Raw genomic sequence first — 22680 nt, 5'->3', positions numbered from 1 at the left:
ACACACAAAAAACAGCAAGCGACTGGTTCATTACCAAGTCGCTTGCTGTTTTGTATATCCTATAGCTTTTGTGTGAGAATGCATTCCAAAAGCCTCAAACAAGAGGCTCTTCCTCGTCTTCCACGAAAGTGACTCTTCCGTCCTCCAGTGAAGCAATACGCACAAGTGACTCTACGCGATATCCCGCTTCCTGCAGCAGCCGATTCCCTGGCTGGAACGCTTTTTCGATCACAATACCAATTCCAACCACACTTCCCCCCGCCTGCTCAACAATACGGGCAAGTCCGAAGGCGGCTTCACCATTCGCCAAGAAATCATCAACAATCAGCACCCGTTCTCCGGGAGCAATGAATTTCTTCGAAACGGTAATTTCATTCGTTTCTTTCTTCGTGAAGGAGTAGACCTTCTCCACGTAAATGTCTTCTGTCAGCGTCAGCGATTTCTGCTTACGGGCAAAAATCAGCGGAACCTCCAGCTCTAATGCTGTCATAATCCCCGGAGCAATCCCCGAGGATTCTATAGTCAGCACCTTCGTAATTTCTTCGCCAGCGAACCGGCGGATAAACTCACGGCCAACCTCACGCATCAGGAAGGGGTCCATCTGATGATTCAGAAAAGAATCCACCTTGAGCACTCCTTGCCCGAGTACAATACCTTCTTTCAACACTTTTTGTCTCAACAGCTCCATAGTGCTCCTCCTTCTCCCATCATTGAATCCATTCTCCCCACATTACAGACCTGTCGGCTTCTGAGGCAATAAATTTCCAACGATCGATTTTAAATTATGATCATCCTTGCTCTTTTCCTGACCGTTATCATAACCCGTAATTCGAATCTCCAAGAAATCCCCCGGATTTACCGGTTTAAAAATCAATTTTTCGCGGTCTTCCAGTCTCACGTTAAAATTCATATCCTTAAACATTTCGACTAATTCTGCTTCTCCAGGAGATGCTCCCTTATCCAGAAACAACAGTCCACGCAATTTTTTAGGACCATCATTGTGCACCACTTCAAAATGAACGATACATTCCATGCTTCTCACCTCCCTATGATAATAACTACTGCGCCTGTTCTTCCCCATCATCGCCTTGATCATACATAACATATTTGCTATGAATTTTGCTGTAACGTTCTCCATAACGCTCTACTAATTCTGCGCCCATATCCTGCTCCAGCTCGAACAAGACCATTTCCTGTGTAAAATGATTCAACAGCAGCTCCACTAACACCGGGTGCTCTGTTACCACTGCTTGCGCGGATCCATCATCATAACGCATCCCCAACATACACCAGCTCCGGTCAATCACAAATGAGAACTTCCGTCCATCCGCCCGCTGCGAATTTTTTCCGAATGACGGCCATACTGGGTAAGAGGCAGCAGCAGCATTGCCACCGTCAAAAGCCCATAAAAGCCTAACGCCACGCAGTTCGGCCTGTTCAAGTTCGCTCCGCAGAAGCGACGCTTCCTCGCGCCACATATCCACTACAATCTCCTGCTCTGCCATGTTAAGCTGGCGAATCAGCGCCCCCATTACATTGCGGTCGCCCTCTACATTATAAAAAGAAGGACTAACAGGTCCCCCGCGAGGCATCTCACTTTCCATATAAGCCAGCGAAGCTTGAACTCTTCCCGAGATCATCGTCGCCAGCTCCTCCGGATTAAGAACACTATACCGCGCAGGCTCTCCTTCACCACATCGTACATATCCCTGCTGTGTTAGGCGCTGAAGCGCCGCATACACATTTGATCTTGAAACTCCGAGCTGTTTGGCAACCTCATAGCCAGAAGCCTGACCTTTAGTCGCAAGCTCGACCATGATTTTGGACTCCATCTCCGTGAAGCCCAGATTGCGCAGATGCAGCAGCAGCTGTTCCATCTTGTTGTCCCCCTAAGCCCTAAGCTGACTGATATCTGTACTATATTTGCTCCGATCCACAACGTGGACACCATAAGGAGCCCTTTGGCAATTCATTCCGACAGATTTGACACTTAATCATATCACGAACACCACTGTCCTGGGTGACTGCGGTCTCCTCCTGATGTTCATTCGCGTTCCAATCGCGGATGCGACGATCCAGCTCAAGCTGTCTTTGTCTTTCCCGTTCCAGCTGATCAGCATGTCTGCGATCCCGTTCAATGTCATGTTCGTTCGCCGCATATTCCTCCAATGGCAGCTCATCATCCTCTGAAGGCAGGATCTCAGAATACACCACACTTTGCGGATGGAGCTTCATTGCAATCTCCTTCTCTTCATCCGTTAGCTCATCCGCACCATAGTATTGATCCTCATCCTCTTCGTCCTCATCCACAGTTTTGACGAATACCGGCGGTGACGGAATCTTTCTTGATGTGGTTAGCTCCTCCAGCTTACTTCCACACTTTGGACAAAAATTTGCATCGAGCGCCACAACATTGCCACAAGAACATAACCGTTCATTTTTCAGTTCAGCAATTCTTGCGCGTTGGACTTCAATTTTTTCCTGAAGCTTGGAACAGGTCCGTGCCAGTTCTACCATTTTGCCTTCAGCTACAGACATATCCTTAGAGCGATACCCTTCATAAAAAAGCCTGCCCATTTTCGTGAATTCCACTTCCATCTCACGTTCAATATCGGAAATAAGCCCGTTCAGCTTGCCGATCTCAACAGAGCTTTGTGCTTTTTCGGTAACCCGGCTCGCACTATCTTTGATTCGTTTCATAAAACTCATTACAGTTCCTCCCTCTCCAGCGATACGTGTTTCTATCATACCAAATGTATCGAACAGATTCATTAATGTGCTTTAATACGCGATTTAGCGGAGAATGTTCCTATAAATTCTTATTTTCCCTGATTTCAGACGTTATTTTGCGTCAGGGGTTCTACATCGGTTAAAATAGAATTAATCACAAATAACGAAATTGGGAGAGTTTCAGTGGAAGAACATGACAGCACACAGCTTACGCTAAAACAGATGCAGGTACACGTTAAGGATCTGCAACATTGGCAAGATAACGAGGATTTCACAAATCTTATCAATGAGTTCAAGTCTCTGCCAGCACTCTATCGCCATGCACTAAACGATCTTGAGAATAAAATCGATGTGATCAAAACGGAATGGCAGGTCCGTGACGGCTTCAGTCCCATCGAGCATGTTAAATGCCGAATTAAAGAACCCAAGAGCATCCTTCAAAAGATGGAGCGCAAAGGTTTCGAGTTCAACTTGGAAAATATGGAGCAGCACATTCACGATATTGCAGGTATGCGGATTGTATGTGCTTTTGTTAAAGATATTTACCGTCTGGTTGATCACCTCAGCACACGCGAAGACATTCGCGTATTGGAGATCAAAGATTATATAGCCCATCCCAAGCCGAATGGGTATCAAAGCCTGCATCTTATCGTCGCAATTCCGCTCGTCCTGCTGGAAGGAACACGCTGGGTCAAAGCCGAAATACAGCTGCGAACCCTAGCCATGGACTTCTGGGCAAGTATGGAACATATTCTGTATTATAAATTCGATAAGCAGCTTCCTTCGCATGTTGCGGAAGAATTGAAGGATGCCGCACGCGCCGCCGATGAACTGGATCAAAAAATGCTGCGCCTACGCCGCGAGATTCTGGAACTTGCAGAAGGGGAATCCCCTGCCGGCGGGCAGGTTTAAGCTTTCATATTTCTACATTTCTCAAAAATTAAGGGGATGTCTCATAAGCCATGACAATGGCTGCTGGGACACCCCCTTCTTTTTAATCGATTAGGCCGTTTGATCGTTACCCTTCGCCGCCGAAGCAAGGTGCTATCGGACACAGCCTATCTTATTCGCAAAATAATCCTCCATTTTGCATACTAACGGACCCCAAAGTCGCTAACGGCATAAAAAACTCCGGATCTGCGCCCTCCTATATAGGATAGCTGCACTGGAGTCCGAAAACATACTGGATAGGCGATAAATGTGTGAATAACGCCTCCTGAGTCCCTAAACCTCAACCAACGGCTAATCATGACCCGGCGTTCCGCTGTATTCAGCCTCAAGGCTTACTAACCAAAGGCTTCCATGTAACGCCGCCATCTGTAGTGGTCTTTAGAAATCCTGGACCCGCCAACCAACCGTTTTTCGGCGTAACGAACTGAATGTTTTCTGCCTTCGCGAATAGCTGTGATGTCGCAATCAACCTCCAGCTTACACCCCCGTTGACAGTCGCCACCAGTTTGCCGCCCTCCTGCAAAGCCCAACCTTCACGAGCGTTCAGCCATGTTGTTCTCGCTGCCTCAGTACCGAGCAATTGAGGGCCAAGCTTCCATGTCCTGCCTCCGTTATCACTTGTGTAAAACACCATACTTCGAATCCCATCGTCAACGATCTCCAGCGGCAGGATGCCTTTCATATTGTCTTTGCCTGAGAATTTAGGCGGATAACTATTACTGTAAGTAAAGGCTGCCAGAGCAGCTGGCTTCTTTAATTGCTCCGGCTTCCAGCTCTTCCCGCCATCCGTAGTTCTGAATGTTAAAATGTATTCTTGCCCATGGTTGCTGGAGGTGATCCAGCCATTCTGGGAATCCTGAAAGGTTATCCCTGTTGGATAGGCTTTAATACTCTCCGTTAGATTTCCGATTCGCTTCCAGCTGTTCCCGCCATCAGCCGTGCGATACAAGGATTTCTCCATCATCCCGAGACCAGGTTCTGAATCCAGCAGCACATACCCGTTATTCACATCGATAAAATGAATAAAACCGCCACTGTATCCTTGCTCCCAATCCTCCGTGACGGGAAGTTTTGTCTCCTTCCAGGTCTGGCCCTGATCAGAGGTATGATAGATCAGGACAGGTTGCCCTATACCATGACTACTTATAATCCAGCCATTTGTGGCATTCAGGAAAAAGCTTGCTGCGGCAAAGATGCCTGTTTCTTGTGGAATAGGAACAATATTGCTGTCCGGATGGTACCAACTACTTCCTCCATCGTTCGTAGTCCATAATCCAGTCTTATCTATTCCCCACCCATGCTTTATGTCATTCATGCTAAATTTAGCAGGATACCCCTGCAAAGAATTCATATCCGTCTTCAGCTCAGCGGTATTTATCCCCATACTCGAATCTAAACCAAGATTATCATTTACCATGTAGGATTGCAGAAATAACCCAGCAATGATTATCGGGGCAAAAACGGCATATAGTCTCAAATGAAACCCTCCTTTTTCCATTTCCTTCTATTCTATAATCATAGACAGAGTTTAATAGTAAAAGGTTACAGAAGCTTTACACAAAGAAGAAGCCGCCTCCTCAGATAGGAAGCGGCTTCTCTAAACTCCACTGCTGTTTGACTACGCCTTACTTGCACGACGGGCAGCAGCTTCTGCTACTCGATTCATAATCAAAGTTAGGCCTTCTAGAGCCTTAGGTGTCTGAGGCAGCAAAGCTCCCCAGTCTTCCGTTACCGCTGCTACTACCGGCGATGAGGGAAATGGCCTAGCCGTAATCTCATGGAACTGCGGTCCCGGCTGGTGAAGCGAACCTTCAGCAGCCGCTTCTGCAAGCCATTCCCCAGAAGAAATTGCGGGGCCCTTGCGCTCTAGCCGTGCTAATTCTGTTGCAAGCTCACTAGCTGGGGCTGCCTCTGTCTCAGAATCATCGGCAGCTATATCACTTTCAGCCCAAAGGGCAAATATTCCATCCAGGAGTTCTCCCTTAGTAAATCCTCTCAGAGAAAGCGCCAGCAGCGGCTCTTCAGCAAGTCGTTCTTTTATAAGCTGCAGAGTCTCCGCCTGGTTCTCTAACCCTTCCCCCTCAAAGAGGGCTTGCTCCAGCTCTGTATCTGTAGGCAGAAGCTCCAGTTCCGCCAGCCCACCCGTCAATCTCCCTTGCAGCAAAGCAAATACCTCATCCGGACTTAGCGCCAGACGCCGCAATATTTCTTTTCTACGGGCAGCATGCCATACTGGAACCTTCAGAGAGAGAGGTTGCTCCGTTCTTTGTCCCTGAGGAACAGCAGAAGTACCGACATTCCATTCACCTTTTGCCCGCGACCCTCCCGTCACTTTCCCGGGCGAAGCCGTCCATGCTGCTTTTACTAATCCAGGCACAACTTCCAGCCGCATCTCTAACAGTTCACTCATTGTTCGATCCCTCCGTATTGCTCATGTCTTTCCTTACATCCAATCCTGATCCTGCAGTTCAATAAGCTCCTTCAGTTCATGATTAGACATCTCGGTCAACCATGTTTCACCAGAACCAACAACCTGCTCCGAAAGGCTTTTCTTCCGCTCAATTAATTCGTCAATACGTTCCTCCAGCGTTCCTTGGCAAATCAGCTTATGAACTTGTACGTTCTTATCCTGCCCAATTCGGAAAGCCCGGTCTGTCGCCTGATTCTCCACTGCCGGATTCCACCAGCGATCGTAATGAATAACATGATTGGCCCGGGTTAGGTTCAAACCTACTCCGCCCGCTTTAAGAGATAACACGAAGAAGGCTGGCCCCTTGCCCTCTTGAAAATCATGCACCATCTCGTCCCGCTCCCGTTTTGGAATCCCCCCATGAAGGAACAGCGGCGATGTACCATAACGCTTAGTAAGCTTGCTCACCAGCAGCTCACCCATCGCTACGTATTGCGTAAAGATCAACACAGATTCGCCAACTTCAGCGACACTGTCCAGCACCTCGAACATAACCTCCATTTTACCGGAATGTTCATTGCGTGGACTCCGTCCTTCTTCTTTCCGGAATAGCTGAGGATGATCGCAAATCTGCTTCAGCTTCGTCAGAGAGGATAACACCAGTCCACGGCGAGCCATACCACTGCTCTCCCCGATCACACCGAGCATTTCATCCACGACACCCTGATACAGGGCAGCTTGGGTCTCGGTCAGCGGGCAATAAGACTTCAGCTCCAGCTTCTCCGGTAAATCCTTAGAAATATCCGGGTCACTCTTCAGACGCCGCAACAGGAAGGGGGATACCAAGCGATGTAGCTCCCGCAGGCGTTCCCCACCTTCACCAGACACATAACGCTGCCGGAAGGAATGATAGGTTCCTAAATAGCCCGGGTTTAAAAAGTGGAAAATAGACCATAACTCGCCAAGTCTGTTCTCTACCGGAGTACCTGTCATAGCTATGCGATGCGGTGCCGATAATTTCATCACACTCTGTGCCTGCTTCGTCCGGTGATTTTTAATATATTGAGCTTCATCCAGCACTACTGTTGACCACTGGACATTGGCTAAATCCTCGCTGTCACGCCCTGCCAAGTGATAGGTCGTCAGTACGATATCATGACTGGTTGCCAGTTCTAAGAAGCTATCTCCCCGAACACGGCGTCCACCATGATGTATGTGTACATTAAGCGAAGGAGCAAAGCGCTGCAGCTCCCGCTGCCAGTTGCCAAGAAGCGAAGTTGGGCAGAGAATCAGCACCGGCTCCTGCTTCTCTTCAGGGGGAGCACTTAACGCCCGGTCCAGCAGGCAGGTGATAACCTGCACCGTTTTACCTAGACCCATATCATCGGCGAGACATACCCCAAAACCCAGACCACTGAGCTCGGCCAGCCATTGATAACCCCGCTCCTGATAAGGTCTTAAAGTTCCATGCAGACCTTCAGGTACGGGACGCACCGGAAGATTACGTAATACATCTCCGCGCATAAGTGATGCCAACAGCCCGGATGTCTCCATCCCAGTGACGGACATTCCTTTCCAGAGCCGATCCTCACCATCCTCGGCTTCTAGGCGCATCCAATCCGCGGCAGTCATTTCTCCGTTTTCATGGCGTTTCATATATCTAAGAACCTGGCGGATTTCTTTAGGATCTATCTCGATCCATTCCCCGCGGAAACGTACAAAAGGTACACCGGCCTCTACTAATGCATTTAATTCTTCCTCACTAATCGTACTATCTCCAAGCGAGGCCTCAATACGGAACGAGATCAGCTCTTCCATACCCAGAGCTGCGGGCGCCGGACTATCGCCCCCGTTCACGCCCGGCTGCATTTTCATCTTCATGCCAATGCGGCGGCGTCCCTCACGGCTCCAGCGCGAAGGCATCTGCACCGTTATTCCCCGATCGCGCAGCTGCTGCACCGTCTCCTTCAAAAAGAAATAAAGACGCTCCGGTTCCAAATCCGCCCCCGTAGGCGCAGGCTTAGCAAGAGCGCGCTGAATATCCGGCGATATCTTCGCAGCCCGGCCCAGCGCTATAAGCAGCTGCTGCTGGATATTGCGATAGCGTTTACCCCATAACGTAAACTCTCGTTCCTTACTGCTCCAGATCGATTTGGCGGGAAACCAGAATTCCCCTTCTTCCTTGTTCTCCGCCCAGAAGGTTAACCGCCACACTTCATTATTGTCTTCTGGCGGCTCCAGCCGTAACCCAAGACCCAGCTGCCCGCTCCGTGCTTCCTCTGGTTCTGAATGTGGCACATCGCTGCCAGCGGTCTCGTTCACAGTGACCAAAAGGTCTGTCACCTCTGCCGGAGTTCCTTGCACGGGTATATCTCGGCTTCCCGTGAGAAGGCTATTCCACCACAGTTCAGTTAAAGGGGAATAACCCCGGCGATAATTCGCTTTATAAGGGGTTAACTCACTTTCAATGCCCGCAATTACTTTTTTTATTTCAGCAGTCATTACAGCCTGCATAAAGGAGTAAAGCACATATGCTCCAGCCTCATCACGAGAGGATAAATCCCCTGCCTCTGCGATATGCGTTCCTAGTGCAAGAACAGGCATGGATGCTGCCAGCTGCAGAAAGATCTCTTTGTCCTCCTGCTTTCGGAAAGCTGGCGACCAGCAGACCGTCGCCGCCTGTTCGCCGCCACGGCGACGTGAGCCCACAGGGCGTGGTGGCAAGGCACCCGGCGTAATCCCGCCAGTACCCATCAGCTCCAGCGCAAAACGTGCCGCTGCTGCCCAGTAACGCAGTTCGCCGCCTGGCTCCACTCCCTGTTCTCGGCATAACGTCTCATCCCATGCCAGAAGCAGTTGAAATGCATCGCTAGGAACCAAGGCGAGCCCTTCGAACGTTCGTCCGGGCAATCCGCGCCGGGCTGGCTTCCCCTCTACAGGGGGAGCCGGATATTTCACTTCTGCCAGACGCAGAGCAGCAGTTGCAAAAGGACGCACTCCTCCCTGTAGCTCCATCCGCTTCACTACGCGAGTCCAAGCGTCAACCTTCGGCTCCGAAGTTTCGCCAGAGAAGCAAAATAAAACGTCCCCTAACCATATTGCATACAGATGCTTAGTCATCGGTGATCTCCTGTCTTTTAAGCAAGCAAAAAAAGAACCAGCCCCATACCATCAGGAAGGGTAACTGCAACCTTTTCCGCGAGAAATAAATTTTGAAGCTATACAAGTAGAAGTCGCTTCTTCCTCTTCTAGAGAGGGAATGCGGTCCTGCGGTAAATATAAGGATAAAGAACTAGGACAAAACTTATATTTTCTTGAATCTTCATCTCTTCATCTTATACGAAAAAGCGCTGATTTAAAAACATTTCTGCATATTTTCTGTAGATTTTTATGAAATAAAGTTGAAGGATATAGAAACACCCCGTAATTTGATTCAATTAAAATACCCCGCACCACTGCCTTGCTATCCAAGAATGTTATGACTCATTAGTCACTTCTTTTCTTTTTATAGTCTTAATTAGGCCAAAAAGGGGTATATTCTAAATAAGCAACACCCTATTAAAAAAGCTAGGGAGTGAATTATTTGAGACGTTATAATCCTTATAAATGGTGGAACCTCGTATTCTTTGTGGGTGTAATTATCGTAAATGTGCTGGCGGTAACCTTGCCTTTGGGCGGAAACAGTACAGGAGAAATCTCTGACAAATATAAGACTTACATGACTCCTGCTGGCTACGCCTTCTCCATTTGGTCACTGATTTATCTCTTGTTAGCCGGTTTCGTTATTTATCAATTCCGTTCCTATACAAGCTCTAGGGATTCTGTACGAGCTATTTCGTTCTGGTTTATCCTGAGCTGTGTTTTTAATATGAGCTGGCTTTTCCTCTGGCAGTATCTATACATCGAGCTTTCTTTGATTGCCATGGTGTTAATGTTAATTTCCATCATTGTTATCTATCGCCGAACGCGCCAGATCGCAAATCCTACTTCAGGTGAGAAATGGCTGATCAAGCTACCCTTTAGTATATACCTTGGCTGGATCTCTGTGGCGACTATCGTGAATGTTAGCGTTGTTCTGGAGAAAAATCATTGGGATGGGTTTGGACTTAGCGGGATAACCTGGGCCGTGATCATGCTCTGCGTGGGGACACTGCTTGCGGTGTTAGTCAGCTATCCTAACCGAGACAGCATCTATCCTCTGGTCTTCGTATGGGCTTTCATCGCGATCGCCTTGGAACATAGAGAAGCTAATGCAGTCTTTGTAACGGGCACAGTAACGGCAGGTCTTCTGCTGCTCTACAGCATTTGGCTATTGCTCACACCACGCCGCAGAAGATACAGCAGATACTGATTGTCCTCTTGATAATATAAAAAGGCAGGCTAAGAAGGTGATCCTCCTTAACCCGCCTTTTTTTGTAGAATAATCTAGAAGTGCGAAATCATATTTATTTCTTACGTGCTACCGCTTCGATCTCAACAAGTCCGTCTTTGGGAAGTCGAGCAACCTCAATGGCACTGCGGGCAGGATAAGGTTCTTTAAAGAAAGTGCTGTAAACCTCGTTAACTGCTGCAAAATCATTCATATCTTTTAGGAATACGGTGGTCTTCACTACATGATCCAGTGATGCACCAGCTTCCTCAAGAATAGCTTGTACATTGCTAAGTGCTTGACGAGCTTGTTCCTGAACGCCTTCAGCCAAATTCCCTGTCTCGGGATTAAGGCCCAGTTGTCCTGAAGTGTATACCCAACTACCGGTGGTAATGGCTTGACTATAAGGACCAATGGCTCCTGGTGCTTTTGTAGTAGCTACTTGTTTTTTACTCATCTTGTTACCCCTCTCCATTAAACGCTGATCATTTATTGTCCATTGTAAGTCCTGTTCTCACCGTAATGCAAATTTATTAGCAGCCCGAAAAACTTAACGTTTTCCAATCACATGTATTACTTCATTCGTGTAGATATGCAAACCATGCGTGTCAGCAGAGGCAATGTTAACCATAGCTCTCGCCACAGTTACACCAGGTATGGCACGATATTTAGCCGCTTTGCCAACCATCACAAACTCCAGTGCTTTCATCAATCTAGCCGCGACGCGTTCTCCCAGTCTGAATTCCTCACGATGACCCAGCAGCAAGGATGGCCGAAACAAATGCAGCCCTTGAAAACCGATTTTGCTTAACGCTTCCTCTGCTCTCCCCTTAGTCCGACTGTAGAAATTGCGCGATTTGGCATCTGCCCCCATGGATGAAACAACCAAGAACTGTTTAACACCGTGATCTCTCGCAATAGCAGCAGCTGCAAGCGGATAATCCAGATCGACACGTTCGAACTGCTCTTGTGAACCTGCCTTCTTGATCGTAGTCCCGAGGCAACAGAAGATGGAATGAACGCCTTCGAACGAATCGCTATACTCCGCCAGGCTCTCCCAATCCACAACGATTTGCTTAAGCTTAGGATGTTCTAAAGCTAATGGAGTCCGTACAAGCACTCTCACCTCACCCCATCCTTCACGATTCAGCAATTCCTCCGTAACCGCTTTCCCTACTAATCCAGTAGCCCCTAATACCAACGCAATCCTTAACATGGAATAGTCCCCTTTACTTCTATTCGTCCTTTAGAATACGACGGCCCAGCAGGAAGGCAAGAGCGATCATAAGCGTTCCCACTACCAACTGCATACCGTATACTTGGGTCCATTGCGGCCAGTGGGCAATTTTTTCATACAGCTGTCCCCCAATAAGCGGACCAAAAAAGGATGATAAACCCGTAAGCGCCGCATAGGTCGCCATATACATAGGCCGTTCTTTTTTCGGCGTGTCTCCAATAATAAAATTAAAGGCCAGCTGGTTGAAACCGCCTACACCTACACCAAAAACAATATGAGCGGCAAACAACACCAACAGCATCGGCAACACAGACAAGAGTCCCCACATCAACGAGGACAAGGCAATAATCGGCAACGTAAAGAACAACAGACGTTTATTGCTATATTTTGCATTTAGATTACCCCAAACGTAGAAACTAGCCATCATAAAAAGAGTCTGGGACACATTAAGCAGTGATAACGTTTCATAATTTATATGAAGTAACTGCAACATGACATACGAGTATAGCGGAACAGTTAAATTCTGCAGCAGCAACCAGGCGGCCAGAAACAAAGTAGACTTCATAAATAAAGTATCTTTAAGCGGTTTCTTAAACATCGGTAAAAATTTATGTTCTTCCGATTTCTCGAAAGGCACGTCGGGATAAAAAAAGAATACAACGACGTTAGAGATCGCGAAGATCCACACAACAATATAAAGAATCAAAAAGCCATGGCTCCCGGGATAACGATCCAAAACGATACCCCCACCATACATTACCAGACTACCGAGTGCATTCAGGAACGTATTACGAATCCCAAAATAGCGTCCACGCACACGTGCCGGAACAAGATCGCTGATCACAGAGCTCCACAGCACACCACCCGCCGTATTGGCAATAAAAGCAGTAGTATATAAGGCTATAAAAGCCATGACCCAATACTCTTTAGGAAAAATAAACGGAATTAGCCCCGTAGAACTCCAAAGTATCCTATGCAGGCCGATAAAAGTAACCATAGCCCATTTGCGGCTTGGCAGCTTCTGAATCAAAAAAGCTACCCCGATCTGCATCACGTTAACCAAAGTGGTAAGCGCTAGCACAAATCCAATTTGACTTGAAGTGGCTCCTAAATATAGCAGGAATCCTGTTAGAAACTGCCCTTGCAGCAGGACCTGGAAAATGGTCGATGGCACACCTTCCCAGGTAGCAATGCGCAAATTCCTGCGATGTACTGAGGTTTTACGGACACGCTTTGAACTAGTAACTGTGTGCTTAGTTTCCATGTTGTTCATAGAAAGGGGTAACACTCCTTTGATGCGGCATTTGCTTCATTCTACTCCGCATCAATCTACTGTCAATACGCCAAATTAACAAATAATATTGGAGCTTACTCTTCTATGAATTCGAGGGGTAAATAAAGCGAAAAACGACTCCCTTTACCCTCCTCACTTTCTAAAGTAATGAACCCTCCGAGCAGTCTGGCCAAATCATTACTAATAGAAAGTCCTAATCCTGTTCCGCCATATTTTCGACTAATTGTTCTATCCGCCTGTTGGAAGGCTTCAAAGATCATGGCATGCTTCTCTGGTGCAATACCTATCCCACTATCTTCTACCTCAAATACAATCCAATGCTTCACAATAGCTCTTTCCCCACGTTCCTCTTGACGAATACGGAGTGCGACATGGCCAGACTTTGTAAATTTAAAAGCATTAGAGAGCAAATTACGCAGGATCTGCTGAATCCGCTGTGGATCGGAATGAATCATTTGCGGGATGTTTTCTTCCATAGCAATAGTAAATTCTAATTCCTTTTGTTTAGCCGTGACAGCGAATTGCATAGCCAGGATCTCTGGGATCTCAATAACACTTAAATCTTCATTTATAATATCCAATCGACCTGCTTCCACTTTGGAGAGATCTAATATATCGCCAATTATCATCAATAATTCTTCACCAGAACGGCGGATAATGGCTGCATACTCACTCATTTCTGCTTCCGTAAGAGAATTATCATTGTCTTCAATTAATTGCGATAAATTAATGATGCTATTCAGTGGTGTTCGAAGCTCATGAGACATATTGGCCAGAAATTCGGATTTAAATTGCGAAGCCATCATTAACTGATCGGCACGTTCTTCAAGCGCTATCTTATTCTTATGCAGCTCCTCCGTCTGGGCGGACAGTTGTTCATTAGCACGCTGAATCTGCACATTCCGTAAGAGTCCTAATTGAAAATCACGAATAATTAAGGAGAATAGAACACTTAGAATCAACCCCGCAGGGAAAGTAATCGGCATAATCTCTCTTATGTACTCTGGGGCGGGAATCACACCAAACACCATAATGTTGATTGCATTCATTACATTTACGACTAGAATCACGATCAAACCTTTGTTCACTATACATAAGCTAGATCGTCTGACCCAGTAGCTAAGCGCAGCACAAACAAATCCTAGAATGGACAAATTAATTGTACCAGCCATTGCTGCCTCATTTACTCCAAAAGTTAACCGTGTAAGACCTGTTCCTATACCAATCAAAACAAGAATGAAAGGATGCGGATAAGCCAGCGTTGAAATAATAAGTGGCACAAAACGCAAATCAAAAATCACATGCTCATCCAGCCTATATCCAAAAAGAGTACTAATCCACCCGGCAAAGATGGCTAGTAATACCCAGCTTACTTTCTTTATTCTTACACTTGCATTTGAAATGGTGCTTTTATATATAAGATTAGCCAAATAGGCTACAGCTATTAGCATCGCGGTGTTTCCAAAAAATATTTTAAGATAACCCATAGATTCACTCCCACCTTGGCAAAATAAATTACAACTTTCATCTCATAATACTACCATACTAAAGCCCTATTCGATAACTAACCGCCCACGGACGCAGAAGAAGAGCGCAAATCAGATGCGATTTGCGCTCTTCTTCTGGAATTTTATTATAGACGTCATTAGTAACGAATTAATCGCGGTAGGATCGTCCCCAAGTTTGGTACTCTTTTTCCGCGTCTTCTTTCGTGTGTCCATAACGTTCTTGTAGTTTACCTACTAATTTATCCTTTTCACCATCAATTACGTCAAGATCATCATCTGTAAGCTTGCCCCATTGCTTCTTGGCCTCGCCTTTGAGCTGTTTCCATTTCCCTTTAAATACATTGTTGTCCATTATAAGCTCATCTCCTTAGCTGAATTAATTAGGGTAGGATCGTTATCCCGTGTTACCTTTACTTACCCTTCCCCATTCGCTATGAATCTTTCCGCCATTCATGGCATTAGCAAATTAAGTCGTATTCTGTCACATATATTTTTTAATTTATGTATTCAAATCTTTTAAAATTTGATATAATCCAGATATAAATTAAATATTTAATTTTTTAAGTGATTTATTTCACAAATGTTTTCCTAGTCCATGTGCTAGAATGCCATCGGAGATAAAACAACATCATTAAATTTTTTCCTAATGTATGCCGATATAAGTCATGATACTGTTACAAACGGGTAATAAGGTATGAGATTAAAGTGACAAATATCATTTATAAAGTGATTTTTATCACTTCGCTCGACTATTAAAATGTTTTACATTTTAATATATATATTTTAAACTATATTTTTGGAGGTCATTTGAAATGAAAAAAGCTTCTGTTATCTTGTCGAGCGCACTTATCCTTGGATTGCTCGCAGGTTGTGGTAACAACACAGACAACGCCGCAGCCCCTACTAACGCACCAGCTGAAACAACTGCTCCTGCAACAAATTCCGGTAACGCTGGAACTGAAGCTGGACAGTACAAAGACGGAGTTTACTACGGTACTGCTGACGTTGATGCTAAAACTGGCTGGCAATATTTCGCACTCTTAACTGTAGAAGGTGGAAAGATCACTAAAGCTGACTGGGATGCCTTTAACGTTAACACTGCAGGCGACCTGAAGAAAAAGGTTTCTGAAGATGGTAAATATGGCATGAAAGCTGGCGGTGCTTCTTCTGAATGGCATGAGCAAGCAGCTAAAGCTGAAGAATTCCTGATCGAAAAACAAGATCCAGCAGCTATAACTTTTGATGCTGAGGGGAAAACTGATGCCATCTCTGGTGTATCCGTACACGTATCTGACTTTGTAAAAGCTGCTCAAGCTGCTCTTGCTGCTGGTCCAGTAGAAGCTGGTCAATATAAAGACGGAGGCTACCATGCTGAAGGCGAAATGGACGCTGAATCCGGTTGGAAATCCACTGTTGACCTGACTGTTGCTAACGGTAATGTTGTAGCTGTTAAATTCAGTGGTTTGAATGCTGCTGGCGATGACAAGAAGCAATTCTCCGTTGATGGTAAATATGGTATGAAAGCTGGCGGCGCTTCTGCTGAATGGCATGAAGAAATCGCTTTGGCTGAAAAATACTTCCTTGAAAACAAAGGTACTGCTCCAACGCTTGATGCTGAAGGCAAAACTGATGCAATTTCCGGCGTGAGTATTCATGTTGGTGAATATTTTACACTTGCAGAAAAAGCACTCGAAGGCGCGAAATAATTTCGCAGGACCTTCTGCAGCTAATCAGACGAATGAGGTGAATTTCTCTTGAAGAAAATAGTCATTTTGGGCGGCGGCTACGGCGGCGTACTCACGGCTAAGAAACTGGCAAAGAAATTTAAGAAAAACAAAGATGTTGAAATTACACTGATCGACCGGAATCCATATCACACTCTATTGACTGAGCTGCATGAGGTTGCCGCGAACCGTGCTCCAGAGGATTCAATCAAGATCGATCTTAAGAAAATTTTTGCGGGCCTTAAAGTAGATGTTGTTCTTGATGAGATCAGCAATATCGATTTCAAAAGCAGAAAACTTAAGTCCGATAAAGCTACCTACGCTTACGATTACCTTGTAATCGGCACAGGTAGCAAACCAACCTTCTTCGGTATTCCAGGAGCAGAAGAAAACACCTTCTCCTTCTGGTCTTACGATGATGCGGTAGCATTGAAACGCCAAATCCGCGATATGTATACCAAAGCGGCTATGGAGAAAAATCCAGCTGTACGCCGTGCTATGCTGACCTTCGTTATTATCGGTGCCGGCTTTACTGGTGTCGAGCTGGTTGGTGAAATGGCTGAACAACGCGAGGAATTATGCAAGGAGTTCTTTATCGACCCATCCGAAGTAAGACTAATTGTGGCTGATATGGCTCCGAAGATTCTGCCTATCCTTCCAGATAAGCTGATTCAAAAAGCTGAAGCTCGCCTTCGTAAGCTGAACGTGGAAATCGTTACTGGCGCTAAAATCACCGAAGTAGGCAATGGTAGTGTTGCCCTTGGTGAGAAAAACGTCGTCGATTCCCAAACAATTGTTTGGACTGCTGGTGTTGAAGGCTCCGAAATCGTTGGTGGACTTGAAGTTCAACAACAAGGCCGCAAACGGATTGTTACGAATGAGAACCTGGAAAGTGTAGATCATAAGAACGTCTACGTAGTAGGGGACAACATTTTCTACATTCCTGAAGGTGAAACTCGTCCTGTACCACAAATGGTTGAGAACGCTGAACAAGCCGCTCCGATTGTTGCTGGCAACATTGCCGCCGACATTCAGAACACTGCTAAAAAAGCTTACAAACCAGGTTTCCACGGTACAATGGTCTCCATTGGTAGCCGCTACGGCGTAGCTAACGTTGGTCTGCCAGGTAAGTTCTTTATGCTTACTGGATTCATGGCAATGCTATCCAAACACTTTATTAATATGTTCTACCTGTCTCAGGTTGTCGGATTCAATAAAGTATGGACATATATGATGCATGAATTCTTCCATGTTGAGAACCGCAAGAGCTTCTTGGGTGGTCACTTCTCCAAACGTTCACCTAATTTCTGGCTCGTTCCACTTCGTGTTCTACTTGGGGGTATGTGGTTATACGAAGGTATTGAGAAGATCCAAAAGATTTGGAAAGATCCAGATAAGATTTTCTTGATTCCAGCTGCTCCTTTTGCAACGGATGCTTCATCAGCAGCCAGTGTTGCAGTAGATGCAGTTAAAGACACCGTAGATGCACAATCTGCAGCTTCAGCAGTATCCACTGCAAAAGAAGCAGTTGAAGCGTTGCCTGTACCTAACTTCGTATACAACATTACAAACTGGTTCATGGATTTGATGTTCTACAACAACGACGGAAGTTATACTTTCCTCGCGAAATGGTTCCAAATCGGTATGGTATGTGCAGAAATCGTCTTCGGTATTATGCTCATCGTTGGTCTCTTCACAGCACTTGCTTCTATAGCGACCGTAGGCATGTCGGTCATGATTTGGTCAACCAAAATGGCCTCGACAGAAATGTTATGGTACGTTGCTGCTGGTATTGCCTGCATCGGCGGATCGGGAAGCACACTTGGTCTAGACTACTATGTACTTCCTTGGCTTAAGAAACAGTGGAAGAGAATTCCGCTCGTCAGACGATGGTATCTATACACCGACTGATAATAAAACCCTGAATTTGTGTAATTTATCATATAGAACATATGTGCAAATTGTATTTTATTAGGGTTAAATATGGATATACTTCAGAGTAATGTGTCCCTAGGACACATTACTCTCCTTATTTACAAGAAGAAAATAACCTTCCTAATCCTAGGAAATGGTGGTTTTTTCTTGAATGAATGGTTTTGTAGGGATGATCGGGGTATGGTTTCTTCCGGCAAAACCGACAAGAAGGAGAGAATCTTGTGAACAAACAACTCATAGAAGATACCCTCCGGTTGTTGCATACTGAAATGTCACCTATTGCCGGAATTGAGCTTCAGCCCTCTCCGGCTGCATGTGAACAGCTAATCTCGGTACTGGAACGCCATGATCTGGAATACAGCCGCAAAGTCAATTTGCTGGGTATTTACACTATTCTCACTTTGGCAGCAGAGCGCCATATGGAATGTATCCCACATCATCCCGACCTTACACGCAACATTTTGGATGGAGATTATTTGTATAGCTTTTACCTGCAGTTTGCGGTGAAATGCCGTGAGCTCGACTTAGTTGCTTATCTAGCTCCTTCGATCAAAAAAATGCAGATTAGACGGTCAAATGGAGACTTCGCGGAACATGATCCAGCTACTGGAATCGAAGAGTTCTTGATTCAAGAGTGCAGACAGCGTAGTCGCACAAGTAAAGCCATTTGACAGGTGGGATCCATAAATGAAGCTGCATGAGGCCTTAAATATAGACATAAATGAAATCAACCGCGAAATCGTAAACCTTGTAGCGCGTGATAAAGATGTACCTAAGAAATCTCAGCTCGCGCAAAGTGTTCTAGAGCTTATAAATTCCGGTGGTAAACGCCTTCGTCCCCTCATGGTCATTGTTGGCAGTCGGTTTGGCCGTAAGGATACCGGTCGCAGAGCGCTTCAATTAGCTGCTGCTGCTGAATTTATTCATGCCGCCTCATTAATTCATGATGATATCATTGACCGTTCTGAGTTACGGCGGGGCGTACCCGCCTTACATATTAAGACGGGTACATTGTCAGCAGTACATGTTGGTAATTACATGTCCGCTAGGGTCATCGAGCTGCTGAGCAAATATACCGGCGATAAAAACAGATACGTTCATGACTTATCCTCTGTAGCCACCGCTCAGCTGTGTCTGGGTGAATATCAGCAAATGGAACATGCTTTTGATTATGAAATTACAATGGATCAGTATTTGGAGAAATCCTTAAACAAAACCGCTCTTCTTATGGCAACCTGCTTACGGGTTGGTGCATTGTCCACTGAAAGCACCGAAGAAGTTGCCAATCTCCTTTATAATTTTGGAGAAGCCTTAGGGATGTCTTTTCAGATACAAGATGACCTGCTAGATTTCACACAGTCCGCCGATGTCCTAGGCAAACCTGCCGGTAGCGACCTGCGACATGGTCAGGTCACCCTGCCAGTGCTGTACGCCTTGCAGGACCCTAAGCTCTCGCCTGTGATCCGTGCAATCGGCCCGGATTCTTCCGACGCTGAAGTAGCACATGTGCTCACCCTAATTAACAATAGCGATGCCCTCGCTCGCGCTGAACGGGTCAGCCAGAACTATCTGGATAAAGCTGCAGCTATTGTGCAGCAGCTCTCCTCCTACCCTGCGCATGCTGATCTGGAAACGTTGCTGCAATATTTTGCGGACCGTGATCGCTAAAGCGTACGATCTAATACAAATAAAAACGGATACCTCCCATTCACTTGGGGGTATCCGTTTTTTTGATTTAGACACATCATTTTATTGATCTTGTCGCAATTCAACTGCTATTTTCCCGCTTCAACAGGACAAGCTAAACACGCAAACGCAGCGTAGCGCACATGAGCTAGACTAGTCATTCTACTCCATCGGATATAATTAGGGAAAACCTCCCTAAAATTAGCTAATAATCGTTCGAAAACCATGATATTAGGGAATTCCTCCCTAATAAAGTCCACTTTAGCATGCTTTTAGGAGTAACCAGCTGTATTTCAGGGACAAATTCCCTAAAACAAAGTCAAAGGATAAAAAAACTCAATAAGCTTAGGGAGGTTTTCCCTAATCTTTGCATTCAACTCGTAGCTTCCCCCTTGCAGAGCGGGGAACCGAGTCAACACAAAAAAGGAAAGCTAGCGTAGCCAGCTTTCCGATCCACTTGCCTACCCCTTTTGGGTAGGCTATTGTCTTTTGTTGTTAGTTTGAGGGCAATGCGCCAATGCTCAGCCAGCCGGCTCACCAAAGCCAGCTCCCTAACTAACATAGAAAAAATCAATCAGCGTACACAATAATATCACTATGCTAATTACCTGATTTAGATTATAAGAAGCCACCTTCATCAGCTTACGATTCGAAGGTTTTATAATCTTATGCTCGGTCATCAGGAGCAATGTAGCGATGCCAATCCCAACCAGATACACCCAGCCGAGATCCTGCCATACGTATAGAAATAATAGCAGCATAATCATAATGAAATGTAGACCTTTGGCGATACGCAGCGCATTCTCTAATCCAAAGAAGCTCGGAATAGACCATAACCCATGCCGCCGGTCAAATTCAATGTCCTGAGTGCCGTAGATAATATCAAATCCGGCAATCCAGAGCATAACTACCGTCCCGATCACAAACGGGGTAAATGCGATATTTCCGGTTACGGCAAACCATGCACCAATCGGTGCGGAAGCAATAACAAAGCCTAAATATAAATGGCTTAGAAAGGTAAAACGTTTTGTATAAGAATAAGTCGATATTAACACGATTGCTACCGGCGATAAGAGCAGGCAGAGCAAGTTCAGCATGCCTGAAGCCACAATAAAGATGGCATAATTGACAATAACAAAGACAACCACTTCTTTTTCTGCCAATAACCGTTGTGGCAAATGCCGATGTGCCGTACGAGGATTCTGTTCATCAAACGTACGGTCTGCCAGCCGATTGAATGCATTAGCGCCATTACGGGCACCGATCAATGCAATCAGACCCCAGATCATCACATGCCCTGATGGCCAGCCCCCAGCAGCCCACACCATCGAGATAATGGCAAACGGCAGCGAAAAAAGCGTATGAGAGAACATCACCAGTTCACTGAACATTTTAAGCTTTAGGCCTGCAGTTTTAAAAATGTTTAGAATAGCCATTCGTTTTCCTCTTTCTTCGCTACTTGAAATTCATTATATTAGTCATTAAGCTCCGCAAGGACTTCATTCAGGTTGTAAAGCAGCCCGTCGATATCCTCTTTCGTAATAATCATCGGCGGTTGAAAGGCTAGTACGTTGCGTCCTATGCCATTTTTGCCGATCAGGTATCCTCTGTCTTTCATCGCTTCCAGTACTTGATCTGTAAGCGCCGCAGAGCCTTCTGCATCCTCACCAGCAAGCTCCGCTCCCAACATAAGCCCAATTCCCCGTACATCCACAATAAGCGAAGGATAACGGTCTTGAAGGGTCTTTAGCCCTGCTTTCAATCGTTCTCCGAGCAGCACTGAGCGTTCAGGAAGCCGTTCATCGCGAATATAATCAAGCACAGCCAGCGCCGTTGCAGCAGATACCGGATTGCCTCCAAAGGTTGAAGCCGACGGACGGTTCAGCGCGAGTGCAATCTCATCCGTTGTCGCAAAGGCTGCCACCGGAATTCCATTCCCCAGTGCCTTGGCCATACTTATAATATCGGGCACTACGTCAAAATGCTCCATAGCAAATATTTTGCCTGTACGACCAAATCCAGTTTGAATTTCATCAGCGATCAGAAGCACGCCGTATCTCTCCAGCAACATTTTGACCTCACTGAAATAGGTTGGCGTTGGCATAATCATACCACCATTGCCTTGGATTGGCTCTACGATCATTGCGGCGATAGTATTCCCCTTCTCCTCAAGCACTCGCTCCAGAGATTCCAGGGATAGTGCAGCGGCTTCCTCTAGAGATAGTTCTGGATGATATGGGCGAGGAATAAACTCAACGTCATGATCCAAGTATTTATCGGTACGCCACATCGGCAGACCTGTCACGCTCATAGTTAGATTGGTACGGCCGTGTAGACCACTTTCCAGTGCAATGAACCCCTTGCGTCCTGTATACATCCGAGCGAGCAGCAGTGCGCCTTCATTAGCCTCTGAGCCGCTGTTCACGAAAAAGGTTCGGCGTAGACCGCCTGGCATAACCTCTTCCAGACGTTCAGCCAAATCCACATTTGGCTGAGTTAAATAGATCGTAGACGTATGCTGCAGCTGCTGCAGTTGCTCAATCGTACGTTCAGTTATGGCTGGATTGCAGTGCCCACAGGCAACTACAGATACACCTGCGAAGAAATCTGTATATTGTTTGCCATTTTCATCATACACAAACTGCATCGAACCTCGCACAAGCTGAGGCGCATCGCGGTAAAAATGCTGTGTACACGGATAGAAATATTGCTTACGCTTTGCCGCTACGGCTTCTCTTCCGATGAATTCTTGTTGTTCCATGATTGATTCCCTCTCTTCTTGTGAAAATAGTAACTTATTCATAGAGTACTGTGCATTCTTCTTACTAGCAGACGG

The 22680-nt window shown here is 46.0% G+C and carries 20 protein-coding genes; 6 read left to right on the top strand and 14 right to left on the bottom strand.

Annotated features, from left to right (window positions below; genetic code table 11):
* Window positions 1–94 precede the first annotated feature (94 nt).
* The 4 genes from MHB37_RS02560 to MHB37_RS02545 are packed head-to-tail and all read right to left on the bottom strand — an operon-like array spanning window position 95 to window position 2709.
* Window positions 95–688 (bottom strand): xanthine phosphoribosyltransferase, encoded by a 594-nt coding sequence (locus MHB37_RS02560; RefSeq protein WP_076101352.1) that lies wholly within the window; start codon window positions 686–688, stop codon window positions 95–97.
* A 42-nt stretch (window positions 689–730) separates the two neighbouring features.
* Window positions 731–1033, bottom strand: a complete 303-nt coding sequence (locus tag MHB37_RS02555; protein ID WP_038568522.1) for a hypothetical protein — start codon at window positions 1031–1033, stop codon at window positions 731–733.
* Between the two features lie 25 nt (window positions 1034–1058).
* The gene (locus MHB37_RS02550) at window positions 1059–1877 is read right to left on the bottom strand and encodes a TrmB family transcriptional regulator (RefSeq protein WP_076124492.1); all 819 of its coding nucleotides are present in this window, start codon (window positions 1875–1877) and stop codon (window positions 1059–1061) included.
* Window positions 1878–1917: 40 nt separating this feature from the next.
* Window positions 1918–2709, bottom strand: coding sequence for a zinc ribbon domain-containing protein (locus tag MHB37_RS02545; RefSeq protein WP_076124493.1), 792 nt, complete (start codon window positions 2707–2709; stop codon window positions 1918–1920).
* A 243-nt stretch (window positions 2710–2952) separates the two neighbouring features.
* Between MHB37_RS02545 and MHB37_RS02540 the strand changes: the two genes are divergently transcribed.
* A complete protein-coding gene (locus MHB37_RS02540) occupies window positions 2953–3642 on the top strand; it encodes a GTP pyrophosphokinase family protein (protein WP_051491247.1) in 690 nt (229 codons plus the stop codon).
* Window positions 3643–4006: 364 nt separating this feature from the next.
* On the opposite strand, the gene MHB37_RS02535 is transcribed toward MHB37_RS02540, so the two are convergent.
* From MHB37_RS02535 to MHB37_RS02525, 3 genes are all read right to left on the bottom strand, one after another.
* Window positions 4007–5158, bottom strand: coding sequence for a YCF48-related protein (locus tag MHB37_RS02535; protein WP_076282514.1), 1152 nt, complete (start codon window positions 5156–5158; stop codon window positions 4007–4009).
* Between the two features lie 141 nt (window positions 5159–5299).
* On the bottom strand, window positions 5300–6091 hold the full coding sequence (locus MHB37_RS02530; RefSeq protein ID WP_076193698.1) for a hypothetical protein: 792 nt from the start codon (window positions 6089–6091) through the stop codon (window positions 5300–5302).
* Window positions 6092–6124: 33 nt separating this feature from the next.
* Window positions 6125–9211 (bottom strand): DEAD/DEAH box helicase, encoded by a 3087-nt coding sequence (locus MHB37_RS02525; RefSeq protein ID WP_340916316.1) that lies wholly within the window; start codon window positions 9209–9211, stop codon window positions 6125–6127.
* 463 nt (window positions 9212–9674) lie between these two features.
* Here MHB37_RS02525 and MHB37_RS02520 point away from each other — a divergent pair, with 463 nt between their 5' ends.
* A complete protein-coding gene (locus MHB37_RS02520; RefSeq protein ID WP_076124500.1) occupies window positions 9675–10442 on the top strand; it encodes a TspO/MBR family protein in 768 nt (255 codons plus the stop codon).
* 94 nt (window positions 10443–10536) lie between these two features.
* Here the strand turns inward: MHB37_RS02520 and MHB37_RS02515 are convergent, their stop codons facing one another.
* The 5 genes from MHB37_RS02515 to MHB37_RS02495 form a co-directional block, all read right to left on the bottom strand.
* Complete coding sequence (locus MHB37_RS02515; RefSeq protein ID WP_036682524.1) at window positions 10537–10917, bottom strand: RidA family protein; 381 nt, start codon at window positions 10915–10917, stop codon at window positions 10537–10539.
* A gap of 93 nt (window positions 10918–11010) precedes the next feature.
* Window positions 11011–11676, bottom strand: a complete 666-nt coding sequence (locus MHB37_RS02510) for an oxidoreductase (RefSeq protein WP_076124502.1) — start codon at window positions 11674–11676, stop codon at window positions 11011–11013.
* Between the two features lie 19 nt (window positions 11677–11695).
* Window positions 11696–12970: an MFS transporter gene (locus tag MHB37_RS02505; protein ID WP_051491245.1), complete on the bottom strand. Its 1275-nt coding sequence runs from the start codon at window positions 12968–12970 to the stop codon at window positions 11696–11698.
* 95 nt (window positions 12971–13065) lie between these two features.
* Window positions 13066–14478, bottom strand: a complete 1413-nt coding sequence (locus MHB37_RS02500; RefSeq protein ID WP_076179738.1) for an ATP-binding protein — start codon at window positions 14476–14478, stop codon at window positions 13066–13068.
* 169 nt (window positions 14479–14647) lie between these two features.
* Window positions 14648–14851, bottom strand: a complete 204-nt coding sequence (locus MHB37_RS02495) for a CsbD family protein (RefSeq protein ID WP_036682530.1) — start codon at window positions 14849–14851, stop codon at window positions 14648–14650.
* 460 nt (window positions 14852–15311) lie between these two features.
* On the opposite strand from MHB37_RS02495, the gene MHB37_RS02490 reads away from it, so the two are divergent.
* The 4 genes from MHB37_RS02490 to MHB37_RS02475 all read left to right on the top strand — a co-directional run bounded on the left by MHB37_RS02490 (window position 15312) and on the right by MHB37_RS02475 (window position 19826).
* Window positions 15312–16205 carry an FMN-binding protein gene (locus MHB37_RS02490; RefSeq protein ID WP_076124505.1) on the top strand — a complete coding sequence of 298 codons (894 nt, stop codon included), beginning with the start codon at window positions 15312–15314 and terminating at the stop codon, window positions 16203–16205.
* A gap of 48 nt (window positions 16206–16253) precedes the next feature.
* Complete coding sequence (locus MHB37_RS02485) at window positions 16254–18134, top strand: FAD-dependent oxidoreductase (protein ID WP_076124507.1); 1881 nt, start codon at window positions 16254–16256, stop codon at window positions 18132–18134.
* A 245-nt stretch (window positions 18135–18379) separates the two neighbouring features.
* A complete protein-coding gene (locus tag MHB37_RS02480) occupies window positions 18380–18829 on the top strand; it encodes a hypothetical protein (RefSeq protein ID WP_076124508.1) in 450 nt (149 codons plus the stop codon).
* Window positions 18830–18845: 16 nt separating this feature from the next.
* Complete coding sequence (locus tag MHB37_RS02475) at window positions 18846–19826, top strand: polyprenyl synthetase family protein (protein WP_036682537.1); 981 nt, start codon at window positions 18846–18848, stop codon at window positions 19824–19826.
* Between the two features lie 569 nt (window positions 19827–20395).
* Here MHB37_RS02475 and MHB37_RS02470 read toward each other — a convergent pair.
* Both MHB37_RS02470 and MHB37_RS02465 read right to left on the bottom strand, forming a co-directional pair.
* On the bottom strand, window positions 20396–21280 hold the full coding sequence (locus MHB37_RS02470) for a UbiA-like polyprenyltransferase (RefSeq protein WP_076179740.1): 885 nt from the start codon (window positions 21278–21280) through the stop codon (window positions 20396–20398).
* Between the two features lie 38 nt (window positions 21281–21318).
* A complete protein-coding gene (locus MHB37_RS02465) occupies window positions 21319–22605 on the bottom strand; it encodes an aspartate aminotransferase family protein (protein ID WP_405168902.1) in 1287 nt (428 codons plus the stop codon).
* Between the last annotated feature and the right edge of the window lie 75 nt (window positions 22606–22680).

Source organism: Paenibacillus sp. FSL H3-0286, from assembly GCF_045040705.1.
Taxonomy (GTDB): Bacteria; Bacillota; Bacilli; order Paenibacillales; family Paenibacillaceae; genus Paenibacillus_AQ; species Paenibacillus_AQ odorifer.
This window is presented reverse-complemented; position numbering and strand designations above follow the sequence as displayed.